The organism is Tropicibacter alexandrii (assembly GCF_003667315.2).
GTDB lineage: Bacteria > Pseudomonadota > Alphaproteobacteria > Rhodobacterales > Rhodobacteraceae > Tropicibacter > Tropicibacter alexandrii.
Map to the genome: position 1 here is coordinate 1 of NZ_RCTZ02000006.1, position 16,142 is coordinate 16,142.

Consider the following 16,142-nt stretch of genomic DNA (forward strand, 5'->3'; position numbering starts at 1 on the left):
CGCGAGCACATCCTGCTGGGCCGCCAGGTGGGCATCCCCGCCATGGTCGTGTTCATGAACAAGGTCGACCAGGTCGACGACGAGGAACTGCTCGAGCTGGTCGAGATGGAAGTGCGCGAACTGCTGTCCGCCTATGACTTCCCCGGCGACGACATTCCGATCATCGCAGGTTCGGCTCTGGCGGCGATGAACGGCGAGAACCCGGAAATCGGCGAGAACAAGATCCGCGAACTGATGGCGGCTGTCGACGAGTACATCCCGCAGCCCGCGCGTGCCGTGGACCAGCCCTTCCTGATGCCGATCGAAGACGTGTTCTCGATCTCGGGTCGTGGTACGGTTGTGACCGGTCGTGTCGAGCGTGGCGTGATCAACGTCGGCGACACCATCGAGATCGTTGGCCTGAAGGACACGCAGACCACCACCTGCACCGGTGTGGAAATGTTCCGCAAGCTGCTGGATCGCGGTGAGGCAGGCGACAACATCGGCGCGCTGCTGCGCGGCATCGACCGTGAAGCGGTCGAGCGTGGTCAGGTTCTGTGCAAGCCGAAATCGGTGAACCCGCACACCAAGTTCGAAGCCGAGGTCTACATTCTGACCAAGGAAGAAGGTGGCCGTCACACGCCGTTCTTCGCGAACTACCGCCCGCAGTTCTACTTCCGCACGACGGACGTGACCGGCACGGTTCAGCTGCCCGAGGGCACCGAGATGGTGATGCCGGGTGACAACCTGAAGTTCGTGGTCGAGCTGATCGCGCCGATCGCGATGGAAGACGGCCTGCGCTTCGCCATCCGCGAAGGCGGCCGTACCGTCGGTTCGGGCGTCGTGTCGAAGATCGTCGAGTAATCGACGATCCCGAGACGCGCCTGAGAGGTGTGTCGAAGATCGTGGAATAAGTCGCAACGCGAATTATTCCGGTGGCGGCAGGCGACTTTCTGCAAGAAAGTCTGCCGGTAGCCACACGGTAGAATAAGAAAGGGCCACCCCGCGGGGTGGCCCTTTTTGCGTAAAGATACCGAGAGCCACACGGTCAACAAGAAAAGGCCGCCCCGAGGGGCGGCCTTTTTCATGCGCCGACGCACTGTAGGGCGGGGCTCTGCCCCGCCCCCCTGTCAAGAATAACTCACCATGGTCAGCAGTTCATATTCCGCCACCTGCTCGCCGTCCTGCTGGTACAGCGTCACATGCCACGCGACCTCGCCATAGGTGTCGGTGCGCCCGGTCTTGCGTTTGCAGGTCAGGCGGACATGGACCTTGTCACCGGGCGAGACGGGTTTTTGAAAGCTGAGGCCGTTCAACCCGGTATTGGCCAGAACCGGGCCGGGATCGGGCTGGACGAAGAGCCCGGCGGCGAAACTCAGCAGCAGGTAGCCATGCGCCACGCGACCGGGGAAGAAGGGGTTCGCCTCGGCGGCGGCCTCATCCATATGGGCATAGAAGGTGTCGCCAGTGAACTGGGCGAAATGCTCGATATCCTCCAGCGTGACCTCGCGCGGATCGGTCACGAGGGTCTCGCCGATCTGGATTTGCTCGAAGGTGCGGCGGAACGGGTGTTCCGGCCCCTGCACCTCGCGCGCGCCGGGCACCCATTGGCCGGTGATCGCGGTCAGCACATCCGGGCTGCCTTGGATCGCCGTGCGCTGCATGTAGTGCAGCACGCCGCGCACGCCGCCCAACTCCTCGCCGCCGCCCGCGCGACCGGGGCCGCCATGAACAAGATGGGGCAGGGGGGAACCGTGGCCGGTGGCCTCTTTCATCGAGGTCCGGTCAGTGATGTAGAGCCGCCCGTGCCATGCGGCGCTGTTCACCGCCACGTCGCGCGCCACGGCGGGATCGGCGGTCACGAGCGAGGCCACCAGCGAGCCCTCGCCACGATTGGCCAAGGCCGCCGCATGGGCGAGGTCGCGATAGGGCATGAGCGTCGAGACGGGGCCAAAGGCCTCGGTCGCGTGGACCTGCGTGGCGGCGTCCGGATCGTCGCAGACGAACAGCGTCGGCGCAAAGAAGCCGGGGCCATCGGGCAGGTCAAAGCTGTCGGCCCCAAGGATCTGCCGCGCCTCGGAGGCCAGCACGGCGGCCTTCGCGGCGACGTCCTCGCGCTGCGCGGCGGAGGCCAGCGCGCCCATGCGCGCGTCGCCCGCAGGGTCGCCGATGGTGGTTTTCTTCAGGCGTTCGGACAGCGCCTCGCCCACGGGGCCGAGCAGCGCCTCCGGCACGATGATCCGGCGAATCGCGGTGCATTTCTGACCGGCCTTGACGGTGATTTCGGTCGCCGCCTGCTTGATGAACAGGGCGAATTCCTCGCTGTCGGGGGTCACGTCCGGGCCAAGGATCGAGGCGTTCAGGCTGTCCTGTTCGGACATGAAGCGCACGGAATTGCGCATCAGGTTGCCATTGCCGCGCAGGTGCAGGGCGGTGTCTGCAGAGCCGGTAAAGCTGACCACGTCCTGTGGCCCGAGCCGGTCGAGCAGGTCGCCTGTGCCGCCGACGATCAACTGCACCGCGCCCTCGGGGACAAGGCCCGACTCGATGATCATGCGAAAGCAGGCCTCGGTCAGGTAGCAGGTCTGGGTCGCGGGTTTGACGATGGCCGGGACACCCGCCAGCAAGGTCGGCGCGAGCTTTTCCAGCATCCCCCAGACCGGGAAGTTGAAAGCGTTAATATGCACCGCAACCCCTTGCAGCGGCACGGCAATGTGCTGGGCGAGGAAGGTGCCGCGGCGGCTGATGCGCTCGACACCGCCATCCACGTAGACATGGCCATCGGGCATCTCACGCCGACCTTTGCTGGCGATGACGGTCATGGTGATGATGCCGCCCTCGATATCGACACCGCCATCGGCGCGGGTGGCACCGGTCAGCGGGTTAAGGGCGTAGAGCTCCTCTTTGCGGTCGGCGATGTAGCCCGCCAGCGCCTTGAGCATCTTGGCCCGCTGGTGGAACGTCATCTCGCGCAGGGCGGGGCCGCCGCGCGTGATGGCGAAGTCGCGCATCGCGGCCACGTCCAGATCGGACCCGGCGCGGGCAATCAGCGCCCCATCGACGGGGCCGTGAATCTCGCGCGCGGCCGTACCGGGCGCAACCCATTGCCCGCAGGCATAAGACTGAGGTGTCAGCATATCGTTCCTCCCTTTGCCGCGCATCCTGAGCCAAGCCGCCGGGGAAATCAACAGACTTGACCGCGCGGTCGGGTTTGTGCAGCAATGCGCTTAGGGAGGACAGCGCGATGACACCACAGGAGCGGGCCAAGGCCAGCGCCGAGGCCATGTGGGCCACGGATACGGCCAGCCAGAAGATGGGGATGACGATCAAAGAGATCGCGCCGGGGCGCGCGGTCTTGTCGATGCAGGTGGCGGACTGGATGCTGAACGGGCACCGGATTTGCCATGGCGGGTTCATCTTCACGCTGGCGGACAGCGCCTTTGCCTTTGCCTGCAATTCCTACAACGCGGTGACGGTGGCGCAGGAAAACCAGATCACCTTCCTTGCGCCCGGTCAGCCGGGGGAGCGCCTGACTGCGACCTGCACCGAGACGGCCAAGACGGGCCGGTCCGGCGTCTATGACGTGGTGGTGACGGGCGAGGATGGCCGCAAGGTGGCCTTGATGCGGGGGCTGTCGCGCACCGTGCGCGGCACCTTGTTTGACGAAGAATAAGGGAGGAGCGAGATGGAAGACCTGACCCCGAGCCGCGAGAGCCTCGAACCGATCGAGATCGCCTCGCGCGATGAGATCGCGTCCGTGCAGTTGGACCGCATGAAATGGTCGCTGCGCCATGCCTATGACAATGTTGCGTTTTATCGCGACAGTTTCGACAAGGCGGGGGTGCATCCGGATGACCTTCACGACTTGAGTGATCTGGCGAAGTTCCCCTTCACGGTAAAGACCGATCTGCGCGACAACTATCCGTTTGGCATGTTCGCCGTGCCGCGCGATCAGGTGGCGCGCATCCACGCGTCCTCGGGCACGACGGGGCAGCCGACGGTGGTGGGCTATACGGCGCGCGATCTGGATACGTGGGGCACGGTGGTGGCGCGGTCCTTGCGGGCGAGCGGGTTGAAGCCGGGCGACATCCTGCACAACGCCTATGGCTATGGGCTGTTCACCGGGGGGCTTGGCATCCATCTGGGTGCCGACAAGCTGGGGCTGACGACGGTGCCGATTTCCGGTGGCATGACCCAGCGCCAAGTGCGCCTGATCGAGGATTTCGGCGCGACGGGGATCACGGTGACGCCGTCTTATGCGCTGTCGATCATCGACGAATATGCCGAGCAGGGGCGCGACCCGCGCGAGTCGCCTTTGAAGGTGGGCATCTTTGGGGCCGAGCCGTGGACGAATGCGATGCGGCTCGAAATCGAGCAGGCCTTCGATATGCACGCGGTGGATATTTATGGCCTGTCCGAGGTCATGGGGCCGGGTGTCGCGAATGAATGTGTCGAGACGAAGGACGGCTTGCACATCTGGGAGGATCACTTCTACCCCGAGATCATCGACCCCGAGACGGGCGAGGTCCTGCCCGATGGGGAGTTGGGCGAGCTGGTGTTCACGTCTTTGACGAAGGAGGCCTTTCCGATCATCCGCTACCGCACGCGCGATCTGACGCGGTTGCTGCCGGGGACGGCGCGGTCGATGCGGCGGATGGAGAAGGTGACGGGGCGCTCGGATGACATGATCATCCTGCGCGGCGTGAACGTGTTCCCGACGCAGATCGAGGAACAGCTGATGACGGTCGAGGCGCTCGCCCCGCATTTCCAGATCCAGCTGGACCGGGTCGAGCACAAGGATGTCATGACCGTGATGGTCGAGCCGTGGCCGCATACGGTGGCGGGCGGTGACGTGGCCGCGCGGGAATTGGCGCAGAAGGTGAAACAGGTGGTGGGTGTCACGGTGCGCGTCACGGTGGCTGCCCCCGGTGGGGTTGCGCGCTCGCAGGGCAAGGCGGTTCGCATCGTCGACAACCGGCCCAAGGTGTGACGGGAGGCTGGGTGGGCCGGGCCTTTGGCCCGGACGCTGTTCGGCTGCGCCGAAGGCGCCCCACCCACCATCCCTTTGGGCGCTACGTTCACACGGGAGGTTCGTATGGCAAGAGGTGTTGCTCGCGATCATGACGAAAAACGCCACGCGCTGCGCAAGGGGGCTGCGGCCTATTTCGCGCGCAACGGGTTTGACCGCGCGTCGATGACCGGGGCCGCGAAGGAATGCGGCGTGTCCAAGGCCTTGCTCTACCACTATCACGACAGCAAGGAGGCCTTGCTGTACGACATCCTTGATGGCCACCTGTCAGAGCTGCTCGATACCGTCGAGGCCGCCGCGCCGCAGGGCCTGCCTGCCCTGATCGCCGCCATCCTTGCTGCCTACGAGGATGCCGATGCCGAACACAAGCTGCAACTGGAGGCCCTGCGCAGTGCTCTCCCGCCCGAGATGCAGGCCCCGCTGATCGCCATTCAGCGCCGCCTGATTGCGCTCATGTCCGAGGCGATCCAGACCGAACGCCCGGATCTGTCCGGCGACCGTCTGCACGCGGCCACCATGACCGTCTTTGGCATCCTGAACTGGTTCTACATGTGGCATCGCCCCGGCAAGGGCCTGAGCCGTGCGGACTATGCCGCCCTTGCCACCGATTTCGTCAAGGGCGGCCTGTCAGCGATCTGACCCCCGGCTTCTTTGGTCCCCAAATACCTTGGGGGAGCCCGGAACGGGCGGGGGCAAAGCCCCCTCTGCCCTCACCGATACCGCTCGGGGATGGTCGGCAGCAGGCGCGTGTTGATCTCTGACAGGGGCCAGCCCGTGACCTCGGCCAGTCTCTTGCCCTCGGCCCGCAGGCGCGATTTGGTCTCGGTGACATAGTCCGCCAAGCAGGCGGGATCCTCGGCCGTGGGATCGTCGCCCAGATCGAAATCGCCCGTATAGGCATGGCGGATCACGAAGCGACCCTGAAAGTTCTGCCGGTTCTCGGTCTCGCGAAAGGTGATGTCCTGCGTCATTTGACCCGCCGCATAGCGCGCGTGCAGGCGGGTGACGTATATCTCGGGCACCATCTCTTCCTTGCCGGTCAGCCGTGTGACGCCCAGTTCGCGCAGCTCGGCCCCGGTCAGCGGATCGGCGGCGCAGGGATCGCACCAGCCCATGTCCCACGCGTATTCCAGCACGATGCCGCCGCCCTTGGGCACGGCCTTGGTGAACAGCGCGCGGTAGAAGGCGGGGAACTGGTTCTCGACAAAGGCGGGCACGTCGAAATCGGTGGGCAGGTCCACGGCTTTGTAGTTCACAGGCTCGACCCGACCCTTGCGGGACAGCATGTACATCAGCACATCCTGAGGCCCGTCGGCATTCACCTTGCCCAGCTGGATCGGCAGCATGAAGTCGCGCGATCGAAAGCGGATTTGCAGGGGCGGCAGGTCGCGGCTTTCGCCCGCCGCGTGGCGGGACAGATTCACCTTGGCCACAAAGAACTTCATCCCCATCTTGATGTAATCGTTCAGAACGGGGGCCGCGCCCTCGGGCAGGGTATAGCCTTCGTCGGTCAGGAAGGTAGCCAGCCCGTCGGATTGCTCGGCCTTGAGAATCAGGATGTCATAGTCGCCCACGGCGTATTTCGCGGCGATGGTCACCCCCTGTGCGCGGGCGCGCTCGCGCTGGGTGGGGGCAGCGCCGGGCGCCTCTTCGACAACGACGAACTCTATATCGCCACACCACGGCCCGCCGTCATGATATTCCACCAGACGCGGGGCGGTGTAGTCGTCGAGATGCTGCACCGTCTTGGCGGGCACCGTGCGCACGCTGGGGCGGGGCAAGACCACGGGCGTCGGCACGATCATCGCGAAATCCGCCGGTTCGCCGCGATAGTCCGAGGCCATGGTGATGACCGACAAATCGCCCTCGCGGAAATAGACCACCTTGGAGGACTGGTTGAACAGGCTCGAATCGGCTTTGGCCACGTAGAAGCCGCAGAACGCCTGCGCCGAGGCGGCGGTCAGCGACAGGCACAAAGCCATGAGAAAACGCAACATCCGGGTAATCTCCCTCTCAAATCCGTCACCAGCGTAGCCGGGCCGGACCCGTTTGCAATATGGCAAGTTTCCGATCGGCTCCAACGTGCCGACCTGAAAAAGCATTCGCGACCGTTTCGGCGCATTTTCCGACTTGTGGGCCTCTGCGCTGCGGCGTATCTCCATCCGCGGGACACCCCTCCCCAACGAGGGGCATCTATCTGGAAGGTTAGCAGATATGGCAAATGACCATCTGGCGTCGCGCGAGTCCGCGCGCCATCCCGAAACTCGGCCGGCGAACCCGCGTTTCTCCTCTGGCCCTTGCGCCAAGATCCCCACATTCTCCCTCGACCAGCTGAGCGATGCCGCCTTGGGCCGCTCGCATCGCGCGGCCATCGGCAAGGACAAGCTGAAGGCCGCCATCGAGGGCACCCGCGAAATTCTCGGCATTCCCGCCGATTACAAGATCGGCATCGTGCCTGCCTCGGATACCGGCGCTGTCGAAATGGCCATGTGGTCCCTGCTGGGCGCGCGCAAGGCGACGATGGTCGCTTGGGAAAGCTTTGGCGCAGGCTGGGTCAGCGATGTCGTCAAGCAGCTGAAGATCGACGCCGAAGTGCGCGAAGCTGGCTATGGCGAGATTGTCGATTTCACCACCATCGACTTTGACACCGACGTTGTGTTCACGTGGAACGGCACTACCTCGGGTGTGCGCCTGCCCAATGGCGATGCGATCCCGGCGGACCGCGCGGGCCTGACCATCTGCGACGCCACCTCCGCCGCCTTTGCGCAGGACCTGCCTTGGGACAAGCTGGATGTGACCACGTTCAGCTGGCAGAAGGTGATGGGCGGCGAAGCGGCGCACGGTATGCTGATCCTGTCGCCCCGCGCCGTCGAACGCCTTGAAAGCTACACCCCCGCATGGCCGCTGCCGAAGATCTTCCGCCTGACCAAGGGTGGCAAGCTGATCGAGGGCGTCTTCAAGGGGGAAACGATCAACACCCCGTCCATGCTGGCGGTCGAGGATTACCTCGTGGCGCTGGACTGGGCGCGTTCGGTCGGTGGGCTCAAGGGGCTGATGGCCCGGGCCGACACCAATGCCATGGTGATCTGGGACTTCTGCGACCGGCATGACTGGATCGACAATCTCGCTGTGGACCCGGCGACGCGGTCGAACACCTCCGTCTGCCTGAAGTTCACCGATGAGCGGATCAAGGACGGCGCGGCCTTTGCCAAGGCCGTGGCGAAGAAGCTGGACGACTACAACGCCGCCTATGACATCGGCGCCTATCGCGATGCCCCTGCGGGCCTGCGCATCTGGTGCGGGGCCACGATCGAGGCCGCGGATGTCGAAAAGCTGACGCTTTGGCTGAAATGGGCCTTCGAGACCGTGCTCGCAGAGCAGACCGAAGCCGCTTGAAACATCGTGTCCCGGGCTTGACCCGGGACCTCTCCCCCAATTTCGCACAGGAGGCCCCGGATCAGGTCCGGGGCAGGTATCGCAATGACCGCACCCAAAGTTCTGATTTCCGACAAACTCTCTGACGCCGCCGTGCAGATCTTCCGCGATCGCGGGATCGACGTGGATTTCATGCCCGAGGTGGGCAAGGACAAGGACAAGCTGGCCGAGATCATCGGCAAGTATGACGGCCTTGCCATCCGCTCGGCCACCAAGGTGACGCCGACCATCCTTGCTGCCGCCACCAATCTCAAGGTCGTGGGCCGCGCCGGGATCGGCACCGACAATGTCGACAAGGAAGCCGCATCCAAGGCCGGTGTGATCGTGATGAACACGCCGTTCGGCAACATGATCACCACCGCCGAGCACGCCATCGCCATGATGTTCGCCGTCGCCCGCCAGATCCCCGAGGCGTCCGCCTCCACCCATGCGGGCAAGTGGGAAAAGTCTAAGTTCATGGGCGTCGAGCTGACCGGCAAGACGCTGGGCGTGATCGGCGCGGGCAATATCGGCGGCATCGTCTGCGACCGCGCCATCGGCCTGAAGATGAAGGTCATCGCCTACGATCCCTTCCTGTCGGACGAAAAGGCCGAGAAGATGAAGGTGGAAAAGGTCGAGTTGGACGACCTGCTGAAACGCGCCGATTTCATCACCCTGCACGTGCCGCTGACCGATGGCACCCGCAACATCCTGTCGCGCGAAAACCTTGAAAAGACCAAGAAGGGCGTGCGCATCATCAACTGTGCCCGTGGCGGTCTGGTGGACGAACAGGCTCTGGCCGATCTGCTGACATCCGGCCATGTGGCTGGCGCGGCCTTTGACGTGTTCGCCGAGGAACCGGCCACCGAGAACCCGCTGTTCAACCTGCCCAACGTCGTCTGCACCCCGCATCTTGGGGCCGCGACCACCGAGGCGCAGGAAAACGTGGCGTTGCAGGTGGCCGACCAGATGGCCAACTACCTGCTCACCGGGGCCGTGGAAAACGCGCTGAACATGCCCTCTGTCACCGCCGAAGAGGCCAAGATCATGGGGCCGTGGATCAAGCTGGCCGACCATCTGGGCAACTTCATCGGCCAGATGGCCGACGAAGAGGCCATCGAGGCGATCAACATCCTCTATGATGGCGAGGCGTCCACGATGAACCTTCAGGCGCTGAACTGCTCGCTCATCGCCGGGATCATGAAGTCGATCAACCCTGACGTGAACATGGTGTCCGCCCCGATGATCGCCAAGGAACGCGGGATCAAGATCAGCACAACCAATCAGGCGCAATCGGGCGCGTTCGAGGGCTATATCAAGGTCACGGTCGTCACCAAGCAGCGCGAACGGTCCATCGCGGGCACCGTGTTCTCGGATGGCAAGCCGCGCTTCATCCAGATCAAGGGCATCAATATCGACGCCGAGGTGGGCCGCCACATGGTCTACACCACCAACGAGGACGTGCCGGGCATCATCGGGGCGCTGGGGCAGACCTGTGGCAAGCACGGCGTGAACATCGCGAACTTTACCTTGGGGCGCAAAGAGGCCAAGGGCGAGGCCATCGCGCTGCTCTATGTCGATGAGCCGATCCCGGCGGCCGCGCGCGAGGACCTGAAGGCCACCGGCCTGTTCAAGCAGATCAAGCCGCTCGTCTTCGACGTCGTCTAAGGTCTTGAAATCAAGCGCCGCCCCGATGTGCCGGGGCGGCTTTTCTCATTTGCGGTTGGTGACGACCACCACCGCGAAGACCAGCATCGACAGGATCGTCAGGACCGAGCCGAGCTTGGCGAACAGCTCGCTCGTTTCGCGGATGGCCATGACGATGCCCGGCACGATCAGCACCAGCCCGGCGACCGCCAGAGCAAAATGCACCTTGGCCAGAACTCCCCCGGCGGCTTCGGGCACCAGATGGTAATAAAAGGCGAAGATCGCCATGCTGACCCAGCCCAGCAAGTTCAGGTGGGCATGGGCGGGCGACAGCCCGTGATCGGCGCTGGCCGACATCTGGATGCCCCAAGCCATGCCGATCAGCGCCGACAGGACGCCGACCAGCAGGAAACCAAGTGATAGCCCTCTCATTGTCCGGCCTCCTTCGCAGTCAGGGACGGAGCGGTGACGCCCGGATGACGCGGGGCACAGGCGGGGTCGTCGGGCCCAAGGATATGATCTTTCATGCTTTCTCCCGTAATCAGGCACGCCGGCCCGCTTGGCGCGGCATGTGCCGTTGGGCAAAGTTTGTCGGGAATTCGCATATATGAGAAATTGATTGTTTGTATTACTATTATTCGTGCCATGAATTTGAAGAACTTCGATCTCAACCTGCTGAAGGTGCTCGACGCGCTGCTCAGCACCGGCTCGACCACCGAGGCGGCGGACCGTGTCGGCCTGTCCCAGCCCGCCGTGTCTGCCGCGCTGGGCCGCTTGCGGCACGCGCTGGACGATCCGCTGCTGATCCGCGAGGGGCGGCGCATGGTCGCCACGGATTACGCCCAAAGCCTGCGCGATCCGCTGCGGCGCCTGCTGGACGAAACGCAGGCCCTGCTGGCGGGACCGGACAGGTTCGACCCGGCCCGGGCGCAGGTCAGCTTCAAGATATCGGCCTCGGATTTCATGGCCGACATGCTGATGCCGCAGCTTGCCGATTTCTGCGTGCGCAGGGCGCCGGGCGTGATCGTGCAGCTCGTCGACCTCGTGCCCGACAGTTATGTCGGCATCATCGACCGGGACCGCGCCTACTTGGCCCTGATCCCGCGCATGAAGGTGCCGGAGTTCATCTCGGAGCAGCACCTGTTCTGGTCTAGTTTCGTGACCGTGGCGCGCAAGGGGCATCCCCGCCTGCGCCATCTTGCGCCGGGCGCGACCATTCCCATCGACCTGTTCTGCGATCTGGGCCATGTGCTGTTCTCGCCCGAAGGCAATCTTGGCGCGATGGGCGATGCCGCGCTGGCTGCCGTGGGGCGCACGCGCCGGGTGGTGATGACGATGCCCGTCTTTCACGGGGTCTACACGGCGGTGTCGCAAAGCGACCTGATCGCCCTGTTGCCAAGGCCACTGGCGCAGGCCAAGGCGGAGCTTATCGGGCTGGACCTGTACGAGGCGCCGACGCCGATCGCACCGGCGCAGATCGTCATGGTCTGGCACAGCCGCGCGGACCGCAACCCGGCGCATCGCTGGATGCGCGAACAGATCCAAAGATTGCTCAGCCCGCTGGATGAGGGGCTTACGCCGCAGCGCGGCATCAGCTAGGGTCACGCCATGATTTATGCAGTCGGTGATATTCACGGCCAGTTGGCCGAACTGGAACGGGTGCTTGCCCTGATCGACGCCGATGGCGGGTCGCGCGCGCGCGTTGTTTTCCTTGGGGATTACGTGGATCGCGGGCCGGACAGCCGCGGGGTGGTCGACCGGTTTCTGAAGGGTCTGGACGAGGGCCGGGACTGGGTTTTTCTCAAGGGCAATCACGATGCCATGTTCCAGCGGTTCCTGTCGGACGGGACGGTGACGGACGATCATATCAAGTCGGGCAAGCTTTGGTTGCACCCGTCGCTGGGCGGCAACACCACGCTGGCCTCCTATCTGGATATGACGGCCTTGATGCACGACCTTGGCGCGCCGCCGATCGAAAGCTTTGGTTTCGATCCCATGCCCGATGCGCTGGTGCTGAAGGTTCTGAGTGCCGTAGGCGCGGCCGTGCCCGAAGAGCACCGGGCGTTTTTCGCGGAACTCGCGCTGTGGCACGAAGAGGATGACAAGATCTTTGTCCATGCGGGGGTGCGGCCCGGCGTGCCGATGGGGATGCAGGACCCCGAAGACCTGTTCTGGATTCGCGAGCCGTTCCTGTCCGACACGCGCAGCCATGGCGCGCTGATCGTCCATGGCCACACCGCACTGGAGGCACCGGAACGCTATATCAACCGGGTGAACCTTGACAGCGGGGCGGGCTATGGACGCCCGCTGACCGCCGCCGTGTTCGATGAGGGCGGGATCTTCACCCTCACCGAACGGGGGCGCGTGCCCCTATGACGCGACGCTGACAGGCGTCGTCAACCGGGCCCATGCATCGTATTGCGACAGGAAGACCTCTCCGCTGAGGTCGCTGAGCAGGTGCGAGCGGTTGAGCCGGTCCATGACCGGGCCCTTGACCTCGGACAGGTGCAGCTTGATCCCGGTTTCGGACAGGCGCTTGTTCAGCTCTTCGAGCGTTTCCAGCGCCGACAGGTCGACCTCGTTCACGGCGGCGAAGTGCAGCACGACATGGCGCAGCGCCGTGTCGCCTGCGACGCGGTTCAGCACGTAATCCTCGAGAAAGCGCGCATTGGCGAAATACAGGCTTTCATCCACCCGCAGCGTGACGAGATGCGGACGCGTCTCGACCTTGTGCCGGTTGATGTTGCGGAAATGCTGGGTGCCCGGCACCAGTCCGACCTCTGCCACGTGTGGCCGCGAGGTGCGGTAGAGGTGCAGCCCGATCGAGATCAGCACCCCGGCGGACACGCCCATTTCCACGCCGAACCCAAGCGTCAGAAGGATCGTTGCCGCGACGGCGGCGAAGTCGACCTTGGAATAGCCCCACGCCTTTTTCAGGATGCTGAAATCCACGAGGCTCAGCACGGCGACGATGATCGTCGCGGCCAGCGTCGCCTTGGGCAGGAAATACAGCAGCGGCGTCAGGACCAGCGTCGCGATCAGGATGCCCACGGCGGTATAGGCGCCCGCGGCGGGGGTCTCGGCGCCCGCGTCGAAATTCACGACAGAGCGGGAAAAGCCCCCGGTGACCGGGAAACCACCGGTCACCGCCGCGCCGATATTCGAGGTGCCCAGACCGATCAGTTCCTGATCGGGCGAAATGCGCTGGCGGCGTTTCGCGGCCAGCGTCTGGGCCACGGACACGGATTCGACAAAGCCGATGATCGAGATCAGCAGCGCCGACATGAACAGCTGCGACCACAGCGCGGGTGACAGCGACGGCAGCGACAGCGGCGGCAGGCCCATCGGCACCTCGCCCACGATCTTGACGCCCTGTTTGTCCAGCGCAAAGCCCCATGTCAGCAGGATGGTGACGGCGACGGCAGCCACCGGCCCGGCCTTTGCCCCGATATCGGCCATGCGCGGGCTGAGCCCCCGCGAGATCAGCAGCGGCTTGAGCCCCTTGCGCACCCAGAACAGGAAGGCCGTCGTGATCATCCCCATCCAAAGGGTCGTGCCGTTGGCCTCGCCCAGATGCGAAAACAGCGATCCCAGCAGACCCAGCAGGGTGTGGCCATGCGCCTCGACGCCAAAGATGTGCTTGAGCTGCGAGGTGGCGATCAGGATGCCCGACGCAGTGATGAAGCCCGCGATCACCGGGTGGCTGAGGAAATTCGCCAGAAAGCCCAGCTTGAACAGGCCCAGAACCGTCAGGATCAGGCCCGAGATGAAGGCCAGCGTGATGGCCGCCAGCGCGATGCTGGCCGGGTCGGTCAGGCCCAGATTGCCGATGGCGGCGGCGGTCATCAGCGACACGACGGCCACCGGCCCCACCGCCAGCGCGCGCGAGGTGCCGAAGATGGCGTATAGCAGCAGCGGCGCGATGGAGGCATAAAGCCCCATCTCGGCGGGCAGGCCCGCCAGCAGCGCATAAGCCAGCGATTGCGGGATCAGCATGATCGTCACGATCACCGCCGCGACGATGTCGGAGGTGGCGGTTTCGCGGTCGTAGGTCTTGGCCCATTGCAGGATCGGAAGATACTGCCTGAAGCCGTCAAGGATGGGACGTGGCATCGGCTTGTCCTGATTTCGGCGGTGAAAGCTTCACCGGATTCGTATATTCAGTTCGGTATATATTCTAAAATCGGAATTTGAAAAGGGGCAAACTGGAAAAAGCCAAGGCCGGGCAAAGATATGCGCCCGGCCTTGCGATTTGGTCAACGCGGTCAGCCCGCTGAGACGGTTTCGGGCCGGGCCATCCATTCCTTGCCGCGCAGCATCGCCTTCCAGTAGATCGGCGGCAGGATCTGCTCCTTGAGCAGCCACGCCGCGCGGGTCGGTTTGGTGCCGTCGATCATCCATGTCGGGAAGGATGGCAGCAGCGTGCCGCCATAGCCAAATTCGGCCAGCACGATCTTGCCGCGCTCCACGGTCAGCGGGCAGGAGCCGTAGCCATTATAAACCGCGCGCGGCGCGCCGCCATTGATGTCGGCGACGACGTTTTCCGCCACGATCGGCGCCTGAATGCGCGCAGCGGCGGCGGTTTTGGCGTTGGGGGCGTTCATCACGTCGCCCAGCGACCAGATATTGTCATAGGTCTTGTGGCGCAGGGTGCTTTGATCCACGTCGACCCAACCGGCGGCATCGGCCAAGGGCGAGACGCGGATGAAGTCCGGCGCGGTCTGGGGCGGGCAGACATGCATCATGTCGAACTCGACGGTGACCTCGGTCGGCTCGGCCCCGGGCTTGGCCACCTTGAACGTTGCCTTTTTCGCCGGACCATCGACCGCAACAAGGTTGTGGAAGAAGTTCAGGTCGGCGCTGTATTTCTGGATATAGCTTTCCAGCGCGGGCACGTAATCCTTGACGCCAAACAGCACGCCCCCGGCATTCATGAACTGAATGTCGATGTTCTTCAGCACACCCTCGCGGAACCAATGGTCGCCCGACAGGTACAGCGCCTTTTGCGGCGCACCGGCGCATTTGATCGGCATGGGCGGCTGGGTGAACAGGGCGCGGCCCTCTTTCAGGCCCTTGACCAGCTCCCACGTGTAGGGGGCCAGATCGTAGCGGTAGTTGGACGTCACGCCGTTCTTGCCCAGCGTCTCCACCAGGCCATCCACGGCCCCCCAGTTCAGTTTCAGCCCCGGGCAGACGATCAGCCGGTCGTATTTCACGACGCGGCAGCCATCGAGGATCACGGCGTTGTTCTGCGGCTCGAACGCGGCGACGGCGGATTTGATCCAATGCACGCCCTTGGGGATGAGCGAGCCCATCGTCCGCGCGGTGGTGCTCGCCTCGAAGACGCCGCCGCCGACCATCGTCCAGCCGGGCTGGTAATAATGCACATCCGCCGGGTCGAGGATGGCGATGCTCAGCCCCGCCCGGCGCGATTGCAGCGACGAGGCGACAGAGATACCCGCCGCGCCGCCGCCGACGATGACGATGTCGAACTTGGCGTCGCCCTCATCCGTGGGGGTCTTGCCGCCATTGACGATGCGGCGCACGACGCCTGCCATGTCGTAGCCAGCGGCCTTGGTCGCTTCCAGGATTTCGGCGGGGGATTTGGACTTGGCCTGGCTCAGCGACCAAAGCGTGGCCGAGCGCGTTCCGGTGCGGCAGTAGGCAAAGACCGGGCCGGGCAGGGTGCGCATCAGCGTGTCGAACGCGTCGGCATCGTCATCCGACACCTTGCCGCCGACGACGGGCAGATAGGCGGCTTGCAGCCCTGCGGCCTCGGCAGCTGCGTGGATTTCCTCGAAGGCGGGCTGATCGGCGCCCTCGCCATCGGGGCGGTTGCAGATGATCGAGCGATAGCCCGCCGCCTTGATGTCTGCGATATCGTCGGCGGTGATTTGCGGCGACACGGTGATGTCGGCGTTGATCCTCTTGAATTCCATGACGCGCGCTCCTCCGGCTGTGGAATCGGTATACGGCAATATACATTCAGAACTGTGAATTTAAAGTGCCATGCGGTCGCAGCCTTGGCGCGCACGAAAACGGGGGAAACCTGAACTTCGTGTGAAGATGTTCC

General features: G+C 64.3%; 13 protein-coding genes. 8 read left to right on the forward strand and 5 right to left on the reverse strand.

Features of this window, described 5'->3' with window-relative positions:
- A partial coding sequence (locus D8Z78_RS09285) for an elongation factor Tu (protein WP_128910759.1) occupies positions 1 to 843 on the forward strand: 843 nt, incomplete at its 5' end.
- A 266-nt stretch (positions 844 to 1,109) separates the two neighbouring features.
- Here D8Z78_RS09285 and paaZ read toward each other — a convergent pair.
- Positions 1,110 to 3,116: a phenylacetic acid degradation bifunctional protein PaaZ gene (paaZ, locus tag D8Z78_RS09290; protein WP_121634109.1), complete on the reverse strand. Its 2,007-nt coding sequence runs from the start codon at positions 3,114 to 3,116 to the stop codon at positions 1,110 to 1,112.
- A gap of 107 nt (positions 3,117 to 3,223) precedes the next feature.
- On the opposite strand from paaZ, the gene paaI reads away from it, so the two are divergent.
- The 3 genes from paaI to D8Z78_RS09305 all read left to right on the forward strand — a co-directional run bounded on the left by paaI (position 3,224) and on the right by D8Z78_RS09305 (position 5,647).
- The gene (gene paaI, locus D8Z78_RS09295) at positions 3,224 to 3,652 is read left to right on the forward strand and encodes a hydroxyphenylacetyl-CoA thioesterase PaaI (protein ID WP_121634107.1); all 429 of its coding nucleotides are present in this window, start codon (positions 3,224 to 3,226) and stop codon (positions 3,650 to 3,652) included.
- 12 nt (positions 3,653 to 3,664) lie between these two features.
- On the forward strand, positions 3,665 to 4,969 hold the full coding sequence (gene paaK / locus D8Z78_RS09300; RefSeq protein ID WP_121634105.1) for a phenylacetate--CoA ligase PaaK: 1,305 nt from the start codon (positions 3,665 to 3,667) through the stop codon (positions 4,967 to 4,969).
- Between the two features lie 105 nt (positions 4,970 to 5,074).
- A complete protein-coding gene (locus tag D8Z78_RS09305) occupies positions 5,075 to 5,647 on the forward strand; it encodes a TetR/AcrR family transcriptional regulator (protein WP_121634103.1) in 573 nt (190 codons plus the stop codon).
- Positions 5,648 to 5,718: 71 nt separating this feature from the next.
- On the opposite strand, the gene D8Z78_RS09310 is transcribed toward D8Z78_RS09305, so the two are convergent.
- Positions 5,719 to 7,005, reverse strand: coding sequence for a DUF2330 domain-containing protein (locus tag D8Z78_RS09310; protein ID WP_121634102.1), 1,287 nt, complete (start codon positions 7,003 to 7,005; stop codon positions 5,719 to 5,721).
- Positions 7,006 to 7,222: 217 nt separating this feature from the next.
- Here D8Z78_RS09310 and D8Z78_RS09315 point away from each other — a divergent pair, with 217 nt between their 5' ends.
- Both D8Z78_RS09315 and serA read left to right on the forward strand, forming a co-directional pair.
- Positions 7,223 to 8,404: a phosphoserine transaminase gene (locus D8Z78_RS09315; protein WP_121634100.1), complete on the forward strand. Its 1,182-nt coding sequence runs from the start codon at positions 7,223 to 7,225 to the stop codon at positions 8,402 to 8,404.
- An 84-nt stretch (positions 8,405 to 8,488) separates the two neighbouring features.
- The gene (gene serA, locus D8Z78_RS09320; RefSeq protein WP_121634098.1) at positions 8,489 to 10,090 is read left to right on the forward strand and encodes a phosphoglycerate dehydrogenase; all 1,602 of its coding nucleotides are present in this window, start codon (positions 8,489 to 8,491) and stop codon (positions 10,088 to 10,090) included.
- A 45-nt stretch (positions 10,091 to 10,135) separates the two neighbouring features.
- Here serA and D8Z78_RS09325 read toward each other — a convergent pair whose 3' ends face one another.
- Positions 10,136 to 10,501: a hypothetical protein gene (locus D8Z78_RS09325; protein ID WP_121634096.1), complete on the reverse strand. Its 366-nt coding sequence runs from the start codon at positions 10,499 to 10,501 to the stop codon at positions 10,136 to 10,138.
- A gap of 213 nt (positions 10,502 to 10,714) precedes the next feature.
- On the opposite strand from D8Z78_RS09325, the gene D8Z78_RS09330 reads away from it, so the two are divergent.
- Both D8Z78_RS09330 and D8Z78_RS09335 read left to right on the forward strand, forming a co-directional pair.
- Positions 10,715 to 11,668: a LysR family transcriptional regulator gene (locus tag D8Z78_RS09330; protein ID WP_121634094.1), complete on the forward strand. Its 954-nt coding sequence runs from the start codon at positions 10,715 to 10,717 to the stop codon at positions 11,666 to 11,668.
- Between the two features lie 9 nt (positions 11,669 to 11,677).
- A complete protein-coding gene (locus D8Z78_RS09335) occupies positions 11,678 to 12,445 on the forward strand; it encodes a metallophosphoesterase family protein (protein WP_121634092.1) in 768 nt (255 codons plus the stop codon).
- Here D8Z78_RS09335 and D8Z78_RS09340 read toward each other — a convergent pair.
- On the reverse strand, positions 12,440 to 14,182 hold the full coding sequence (locus D8Z78_RS09340; RefSeq protein WP_121634090.1) for a SulP family inorganic anion transporter: 1,743 nt from the start codon (positions 14,180 to 14,182) through the stop codon (positions 12,440 to 12,442). The genes D8Z78_RS09335 and D8Z78_RS09340 overlap by 6 nt on opposite strands.
- A gap of 152 nt (positions 14,183 to 14,334) precedes the next feature.
- Complete coding sequence (locus D8Z78_RS09345; RefSeq protein WP_121634088.1) at positions 14,335 to 16,008, reverse strand: bifunctional protein tyrosine phosphatase family protein/NAD(P)/FAD-dependent oxidoreductase; 1,674 nt, start codon at positions 16,006 to 16,008, stop codon at positions 14,335 to 14,337.
- Positions 16,009 to 16,142 lie beyond the last annotated feature (134 nt).

Bases quoted from the DNA above. Each gene is read 5' to 3' on its own strand.
- D8Z78_RS09340 (WP_121634090.1), bottom strand. From the start codon at position 14,182: ATGCCACGTCCCATCCTTGACGGCTTCAGGCAGTATCTTCCGATCCTG.
- D8Z78_RS09325 (WP_121634096.1), bottom strand. From the start codon at position 10,501: ATGAGAGGGCTATCACTTGGTTTCCTGCTGGTCGGCGTCCTGTCGGCG.
- paaZ (WP_121634109.1), bottom strand. From the start codon at position 3,116: ATGCTGACACCTCAGTCTTATGCCTGCGGGCAATGGGTTGCGCCCGGT.
- D8Z78_RS09345 (WP_121634088.1), bottom strand. From the start codon at position 16,008: ATGGAATTCAAGAGGATCAACGCCGACATCACCGTGTCGCCGCAAATC.
- serA (WP_121634098.1), top strand. From the start codon at position 8,489: ATGACCGCACCCAAAGTTCTGATTTCCGACAAACTCTCTGACGCCGCC.
- D8Z78_RS09330 (WP_121634094.1), top strand. From the start codon at position 10,715: ATGAATTTGAAGAACTTCGATCTCAACCTGCTGAAGGTGCTCGACGCG.
- D8Z78_RS09310 (WP_121634102.1), bottom strand. From the start codon at position 7,005: ATGTTGCGTTTTCTCATGGCTTTGTGCCTGTCGCTGACCGCCGCCTCG.
- D8Z78_RS09305 (WP_121634103.1), top strand. From the start codon at position 5,075: ATGGCAAGAGGTGTTGCTCGCGATCATGACGAAAAACGCCACGCGCTG.
- D8Z78_RS09335 (WP_121634092.1), top strand. From the start codon at position 11,678: ATGATTTATGCAGTCGGTGATATTCACGGCCAGTTGGCCGAACTGGAA.
- paaK (WP_121634105.1), top strand. From the start codon at position 3,665: ATGGAAGACCTGACCCCGAGCCGCGAGAGCCTCGAACCGATCGAGATC.
- D8Z78_RS09315 (WP_121634100.1), top strand. From the start codon at position 7,223: ATGGCAAATGACCATCTGGCGTCGCGCGAGTCCGCGCGCCATCCCGAA.
- paaI (WP_121634107.1), top strand. From the start codon at position 3,224: ATGACACCACAGGAGCGGGCCAAGGCCAGCGCCGAGGCCATGTGGGCC.